General features: G+C 39.7%; 7 protein-coding genes. 4 read left to right on the top strand and 3 right to left on the bottom strand.

Annotated features, from left to right (window positions below; genetic code table 11):
* Positions 1–306, bottom strand: a 306-nt coding sequence (locus B2X72_RS08405; RefSeq protein WP_286849087.1) for an aldo/keto reductase, incomplete at its 3' end; no start/stop codon positions are given.
* A gap of 273 nt (positions 307–579) precedes the next feature.
* On the opposite strand from B2X72_RS08405, the gene B2X72_RS08400 reads away from it, so the two are divergent.
* Positions 580–2,799: an NADP-dependent isocitrate dehydrogenase gene (locus B2X72_RS08400; protein ID WP_120336013.1), complete on the top strand. Its 2,220-nt coding sequence runs from the start codon at positions 580–582 to the stop codon at positions 2,797–2,799.
* An 81-nt stretch (positions 2,800–2,880) separates the two neighbouring features.
* Here the strand turns inward: B2X72_RS08400 and B2X72_RS08395 are convergent, their stop codons facing one another.
* The gene (locus tag B2X72_RS08395; protein ID WP_088161433.1) at positions 2,881–3,834 is read right to left on the bottom strand and encodes a glycoside hydrolase family 43 protein; all 954 of its coding nucleotides are present in this window, start codon (positions 3,832–3,834) and stop codon (positions 2,881–2,883) included.
* Between the two features lie 253 nt (positions 3,835–4,087).
* Positions 4,088–4,981, bottom strand: coding sequence for a DUF4377 domain-containing protein (locus tag B2X72_RS08390; protein WP_286849084.1), 894 nt, complete (start codon positions 4,979–4,981; stop codon positions 4,088–4,090).
* Between the two features lie 39 nt (positions 4,982–5,020).
* On the opposite strand from B2X72_RS08390, the gene B2X72_RS08385 reads away from it, so the two are divergent.
* The 3 genes from B2X72_RS08385 to B2X72_RS08375 form a co-directional block, all read left to right on the top strand.
* Complete coding sequence (locus B2X72_RS08385) at positions 5,021–5,902, top strand: hypothetical protein (RefSeq protein ID WP_286849083.1); 882 nt, start codon at positions 5,021–5,023, stop codon at positions 5,900–5,902.
* Between the two features lie 4 nt (positions 5,903–5,906).
* Positions 5,907–6,833, top strand: a complete 927-nt coding sequence (locus tag B2X72_RS08380) for an alpha/beta hydrolase (RefSeq protein ID WP_312352700.1) — start codon at positions 5,907–5,909, stop codon at positions 6,831–6,833.
* Positions 6,834–6,970: 137 nt separating this feature from the next.
* On the top strand, positions 6,971–7,249 hold a 279-nt coding region (locus B2X72_RS08375; protein WP_286849080.1), incomplete at its 3' end, for a carboxypeptidase-like regulatory domain-containing protein.

The raw sequence follows: 7,249 nt of genomic DNA, 5'->3' as shown, positions 1-7,249 counted from the left end.
ATCGAGATAGTCCAATTGCAGATCGCTGAGTGATTTTTCAAATGCAGCAATTGTCTTATCGTATCCACGTTCGGTATTCCAGAGTTTTGTTGTAATAAACAGTGAATTACGATCTATACCACTGTCTTTTATAGCCTTTCCAACACTCTTTTCGTTTCCATATATAGCTGCAGTGTCAATATGTGTGTATCCAGCGGCAAGAGCTTCTTTAACTGCCTGATAAGCTTCTTCTCCCTCGGGAATTTGCCAAGTTCCAAATCCAATTGCCGGAATTTCAACTCCATTGTTCAATTTGAATGTTTTCATTGTCAGTTGCGTTTTTTAATTTGAGCTAAAATAGGATTTCGCCTGTAGTATCCGGTCACTGAAATGTCAAGAGGGATACTTTTGGGCGGAGCTGAAGCGACTTATTCTGTATTGCCAAAATATATTTATTTTCACAATTTTATTGTCAAAAGGGGTGCAATTCCTCGTTAATTATGGCATTAATTCTTATCTTTAAGCGAATTTTTGAGAAATTCAGATTTTTCAATGATTTCACATAGCATTAAAAATTAAACATATTTCTAATAGATTACTATGTCAAACAAATCAAAAATTGTTTGGACAAAAACAGATGAAGCTCCTTTATTAGCGACTTATTCGTTTTTGCCTATCGTTCAAGCGATTACAGCTACAGCTGGTATCGATGTTGAATTGAGAGATATCTCTTTAGCAGGCCGTATTCTTGCTAGCTTTCCAGAATTTTTAAAAGAAGATCAAAAAATTGCTGATGCATTGGCTGAGTTGGGACAGTTGGCAACAACTCCTGAAGCAAACATCATTAAATTACCGAATATCTCCGCGTCAATTCCGCAGTTAAAAGGTGCTATCGCTGAATTACAGCAAGCAGGATACGCTGTTCCGAACTATCCTGATGAAGCGACCACAGATGAAGAAAAATCAGCCAAAGCTAAGTATGCAAAGGTATTGGGTTCTGCTGTAAATCCTGTATTGCGTGAAGGAAACTCAGATCGCCGTGCACCTAAAGCGGTTAAGAATTATGCAAAAGCAAATCCACATAAAATGGGTGCTTGGGCGAAAGATTCCAAAACAAAGGTGTCATCCATGACTTCAGGTGATTTCTACGGTTCAGAACAGTCGGTAACCGTTGAAAATGAAGGCCAATTCAAAATTGAGTTTGTTGATGAGCAAGGTGCAGTGACAGAATTAAAAGGACTTTCTGCATTGAAAGCGGGTGAAGTTATTGATTCTTCAACGTTGAGCTTAACTGCATTGAAAGCTTTTGTAGCTGATGCTATCGCTGAAGCGAAAGCCGCAGGAGTATTGTTGTCTGCACATTTAAAGGCAACAATGATGAAAGTTTCTGATCCGATTATATTTGGTGCTGTTGTTGAAACTTATTTTGCAGATGTTTTTGCGCAATATGGCGATTTGTTCAAAGAGTTGGGTATCAATAAAAATAACGGTTTAGGCGAGGTTTATGCTAAAATCGCAGGTCATGCAAAAGAGGCTGAAGTGAAAGCTGCTATCGACGCTGCTATCGCAAATGGTCCTGCTTTAGCGATGGTAAATTCGGATAAAGGTATTACAAATTTCCACGTACCTTCTGATGTAATTATTGACGCTTCTATGCCAGCAATGATCCGTATCGGTGGTAAGATGTGGAATAAAGACGGTCAAGAAGAAGATACGATTGCTATGGTTCCTGATCGTTGTTATGCTGGTGTTTACGAAGCGACAATTGAAGACTGTAAGGAGCATGGTGCTTTAGATCCAAAAACAATGGGTTCTGTGCCAAACGTAGGTTTGATGGCGCAAAAAGCTGAGGAATACGGATCCCATGATAAAACTTTTCAAGCTGCAGGAAACGGAGTTATTCGTGTGGTTGATGCGGAAGGAAATGTTTTCATGGAGCAAAAAGTAGAGACAGGAGATATCTTCCGTATGTGTCAAACGAAAGATGCTCCGATTCAAGACTGGGTGAAATTGGCTGTAAATCGTGCCCGTCTATCTGAGACACCAGCTGTATTCTGGTTGGATGAAAACCGCGCACATGATAGAGAAATCATCAAAAAAGTAGAAAAATACTTGCCAAACTTTGATACAACTGGTCTGGATATTCGTATTTTATCTCCGATTGATGCGACGAAATTCTCTTTGGAACGTATTCGTAAAGGCGAAGATACTATTTCCGTGACTGGTAACGTATTACGTGATTATTTGACGGATTTATTCCCGATCTTAGAAGTGGGTACATCAGCTAAGATGTTGTCGATCGTTCCATTGATGAATGGTGGTGGTTTATTTGAAACAGGTGCTGGTGGTTCGGCTCCGAAACACGTAGAACAATTCCTTCAAGAAGGTTACTTGCGTTGGGATTCATTAGGTGAATTCTTGGCACTTGGTGCTTCTTTGGAACACTTGTCTCAAACACAAAATAATCCAAAAGCGCTGGTATTGGCGGAGACATTGGATGAAGCAACGGAGAAATTCTTGGCTAATGACAAATCTCCGGCACGTAGAGTTGGTCAGATCGATAACCGTGGGTCGCATTTCTACTTGACATTATACTGGGCTCAGGCTTTGGCAGCGCAAACAAAAGATGCTGAATTAGCTGAGAAATTTGCGACCGTTGCAAATGTGTTAACAGAAAATGAAGCGAAAATCAATGAAGAATTGATCGCGGCTCAGGGGCATGCACAAAACATCGGTGGTTATTATTTCCCGAATGATGAATTGGCAGCTAAGGCAATGCGTCCATCTGAAACATTGAATAATGCAATTTCCAGCATTTAAGCGGTAATTGCTTTCATAACAAAGAAGCCCAGTTCGATTGATCTGGGCTTTTTTGTTGTTTGCAAAAAAGAAGTAATTCTGCTATTTTAATGGATGTTTAACACCTGTAAAGGTCATCTTAACAGGTATGATATGTCCATTTTTGTCAAATTTCATTTCTTCGATGCAGGTTACCCGCTCATTGGCTCCATCTTTGCCAAGCGGTCTACGATGATAGACAATAAAATATTTGTCCTCGTTGGGTACCTTGATGACTGAATGATGTCCGGCGCCAACAGCGACTTCAGGATCCCGTTCCAATATTGTTCCGATGCGCTCAAAAGGGCCAAAGGGCGAGTCGGCGATGGCATAAGCGACTTTGTAGTCGGGGCCTGTCCAGCCACCTTCCGACCACATGAAATAATATTTTCCATCTTTTATAAACATAAATGGTCCTTCGACGTAATCCTTAGGGGTGATTTCCTTGTAAAAGGTGCCATCATCAAAAGGGAGCAAGCCTGTGAAATCTGGTTTGAGTTTGACCATATTGCAGTGCTTCCAACCACCGTAATACATGTAGAAAGTGCCGTCTTTATCTTTGAAAACAAACTGATCTATCGGCTGAGCGCCATTGATAATATCGTTGATTAAGGGTTTGCCCAATAGGTCCGTATAAGGGCCTTCTGGCTTGTCGGCCACAGCGACCCCAATGCCTCCGATCTCTCCCTGATGCACATCATTGGCTCCGAAAAACAGATAATATTTGCCCTTATTTTCCAATACTGCAGGTGCCCACATCGCTTTTTTCGCCCATTTAACGTTGCTGTTCTCCAAGATACGGCTATGTTTTGTCCAGGTGGCCAAATCGGAAGATGAAAACGCGTCAAAGAATATCTGCTCTTCATAAGGCGCCGAATAGGTTGGGAATATCCAGTATTTATTGCCGTAGATAATACCTTCAGGATCAGCATAGTTTCCCGTGATAACAGGATTCTTCTGGGCAAAAAGTGTCGCGGTTAAAAGTAAGGTTGTTGATGTTAAAAATGTTTTAATCATTATGTCGGTTTAAACTTGTAAGGTACGGGATAGATTTTATTTGGATATGACTAAATGAATCATTTATATGACCATTTGTCTCATTGTTTTTTGAAATGTTAAAATTTTGTTAAAATCTTATTATGCTTTCGATTGTTTCCGATTTATTTCACATATTTGTTTATGTCATTTCCAAATGGCATAAATACTTTTCATAAAATAGGTTAATAATATGGCTAAGATACCCAAAGTCTCCCAGACTTTGGGTGTTTTTTTATTCTCGCTCCAAGCCAAAAATCATTACTAGTTTTCTGTCGTTATATAAATTCAAGGTTTGTTCGGCTATGTCAAACTGAATTTGTTTTTGTTCAAAAATTTGAAAAAAGTTATTTTCGATATTCACGCCATTGCAGGCGCGCATGGTGCTTGCTAGGTGCAGAAAGCTGATTTTATCGTCTTTAATGGCAAAATTTCCCCAAAAATTGTTGCATCCCGTTGTGCCGGCAATCGTACTATTTTTGGCATCGAACCCGATACTTGCTTTGCTAGAGCTAACGTCCTTTCCATTTAACTGAAGCAGATTCCACTTAAAACGGGCAAGAAATGCAGCCACACTGGGCAGTTCGTTTGCACGTTCTCTCGACAGGACTTCAATTAAACTATAACTGACGGAGTCTGTATCTTTTTGTTTCGTTTGTTTTACGCGAATGCGGTAACGGTAGCCCTCTTGGTAATCGAATCCTTGAATTGTTGACGTGAGGTACTCCCATTTATTCCTTTTGTCAGATTTTACCTGCAGACATTTCAGTTTGCCAAGGCTCTGGGCATTCACGTAGTTTTCTCCAACTTCCCATGTGGCCACCGCTGTATTTTCCGATAGTGATTTTGTAATCGTTTTGGCTAAGGTATATGTCGAATGTGAACCGTTTTGACGTTTGAGGATCCTGATGTCATGTTCAAATTTTGGGTCATAATCAAATTGCAAGATTTCGGCATAGAATTTCTCCCAATCTTTGCTGTTGTAGTATTTCACAAGATACGGCGGTGTTTGCTGAAGACCAGATTTTACTTTTACGCGAAATGAAGAGCTCTGGGCAAGTAAGCTTTGACAGGGGAGTAAGAGTGTTAAAAAAAGGAGTAATGAACTGTATGTGGAAGGCTTCTTCATAATTAGCATGTAAATATCAATAAAAACGTATCTTTAAACATGAATATTGCACGGGTGAATCTGTGCCTGCTACTTGTATTTTCTCTGTTAAGTCTGCAGGTTTACAGCCAAAATAGGAAGGATTATTTTAAAACGCAAATTGCCCTTGGGGAATTGACGGATCCACAACTGAAAGAGGTGTCGGGTATCACACCGGCTTATCGGGAGGGCAATTTTTGGGTGCATAATGATAGTGGTGATGGTGCAACTATCTATTTAATCGATCGTCAGGCCAAACTACTGAAGAAATTTTCACTCGAAGGGGTATCTGTCGTCGACTGTGAGGATATCGATCGGGTGAAATTTGGGGACACCTATTTTCTCGTCCTTGCGGACATCGGAAACAATACCGGGAAAAGGACCTGGACATGCCTTTATGTATTTCCTGAGCCTCAGGCTGATGATCCTGGGCTTATTCCGAAAAAGTCAATTCGGGCTATCTTTCTTAAATTTCCGGGCCAGAAACGTTTAGATGCCGAATCGATTATGATTGATCCAATAGACAAAATGTTGTATGTAATATCTAAACGTGAATTTCGATCGACTGTTTATTCCGCGGCGGTATTTACAAATTCAAAACAGCAGTATTTTACCTTAAATGGCGTAGCGGAGCTGCCATTTACTTTTGCTACTGCTGCTGCTATAGATCCGACGGGTACACAGTTGCTTGTAAAGAATATTACCCATATTTTCTATTGGCAGAGGAACTTGAGTGAATCCTGGAGACAGGTACTCCAACAAATGCCGGCTATTCTGCCTTATCAGGTGGAGCCACAAGGGGAAGCGATAGCTTTCGATAGCAAGGGAAATGGATTTTATACAATTAGCGAGCGTCCATTTGGTTTAAAATCCTATCTTTATTTTTTTGAAAGAAATCAATAAATTTATGATAAACACTAGACCTATTTTCAGTTATTCGGAACATAATTTTCCTCAAACCGAACCTATCAAAAACTGCCTATTTTGTCCGAGAGGTATTAGACTGATGTTAATTGCCTTCGTTTTATTTTTATGTACCCCCACGAACACCTTTGCTGCTAAAGTGGACACCCTGTCCATTCAGAGCCCATCCATGGGTAAAGCAATTAAGACTGTCGTAATTCTTCCTCAAAATTACTCGAACAAAATCAGTTATCCGGTCCTTTACCTGTTGCATGGTTATTCCGGTAATTATAGCAATTGGGTTAAAAATTCAAGTGTGAGCGCATTGGCGGATCAGTATGGTTATATGGTCGTTTGTCCCGATGGTGGTTTTGGAAGCTGGTATTGGGATGTCGCGAATGATAAAAACTACCAATATGAAACCTTTGTGTCCAAAGAGCTGATTGATTATATGGATCAGCATTATTCGACGATCAAAGATCGGAGCGGAAGGGCAATTACAGGATTAAGTATGGGTGGGCATGGTGCGCTGTCGCTAGCCATAAAACATCAGGATAGCTATGGCGCTGCAGGAAGTACAGCTGGTGGGGTAGATTTTAGACCTTTTCCCTTAAACTGGGAAATTAAAGATCGCATTGGGAATTACGCTGATGTACCGCAAGAATGGGATAATCGGGTTGTTATTAATATGGTGCCCAAATTAATCAATAATAAACTTCGCCTAATCATCGATTGCGGTAAGGAAGATTTTTTCTATACTGTGAATGTTGCACTGCACGATAAATTGATGTACCATAATATAAATCATACCTTTGTTACAAGTGAAGGTGGACACAATTGGGAGTACTGGTCTCGGTCAATTGTTTATCAAATGGCTTTTTTTAAGGGATATTTTGATCAAGCGAAGAAAAATGAAAAGAAAAATGGATAAATATTTGGCATAAATGAATAAAATGCTATTTTTGTTAAACAGAGACCTTAACTAACAAATTATAAACTTATTATTAAGCCTTACAAATTGTAAGGCTTTTTTATTATTTTCAGCAAAATTTTTGACTTCACTTGATTATGTTTAAACCTATAAAGGTTGTATTTTGTTTTTCTTCCATTTTGTTCTGCGCGCAGCAAGCGTATAGTCAACAGTCTAAATCTATTTCTGGGTTTGTTAGGGACAGTATCAGCGGTGAGAATATCATTGGCGCCGTCATACGAAACGATACAGAGAAAAAATCCACCGCTTCAAATAAATATGGCTTTTTTAGTTTGTCTGTCCGTGATGCCGGCAAAGGAATGGAAGTATCATCTGTAGGCTATCAAACGAAAGCATTTTCTGTCCATCTTGACAAG

Source organism: Sphingobacterium sp. UBA7253 (assembly GCF_002472745.1).
In the GTDB taxonomy this organism is placed as follows: domain Bacteria; phylum Bacteroidota; class Bacteroidia; order Sphingobacteriales; family Sphingobacteriaceae; genus Sphingobacterium; species Sphingobacterium siyangense.
This window is presented reverse-complemented; position numbering and strand designations above follow the sequence as displayed.

Bases quoted from the DNA above. Each gene is read 5' to 3' on its own strand.
- B2X72_RS08400 (WP_120336013.1), top strand. From the start codon at position 580: ATGTCAAACAAATCAAAAATTGTTTGGACAAAAACAGATGAAGCTCCT.
- B2X72_RS08395 (WP_088161433.1), bottom strand. From the start codon at position 3,834: ATGATTAAAACATTTTTAACATCAACAACCTTACTTTTAACCGCGACA.
- B2X72_RS08390 (WP_286849084.1), bottom strand. From the start codon at position 4,981: ATGAAGAAGCCTTCCACATACAGTTCATTACTCCTTTTTTTAACACTC.
- B2X72_RS08385 (WP_286849083.1), top strand. From the start codon at position 5,021: ATGAATATTGCACGGGTGAATCTGTGCCTGCTACTTGTATTTTCTCTG.
- B2X72_RS08380 (WP_312352700.1), top strand. From the start codon at position 5,907: ATGATAAACACTAGACCTATTTTCAGTTATTCGGAACATAATTTTCCT.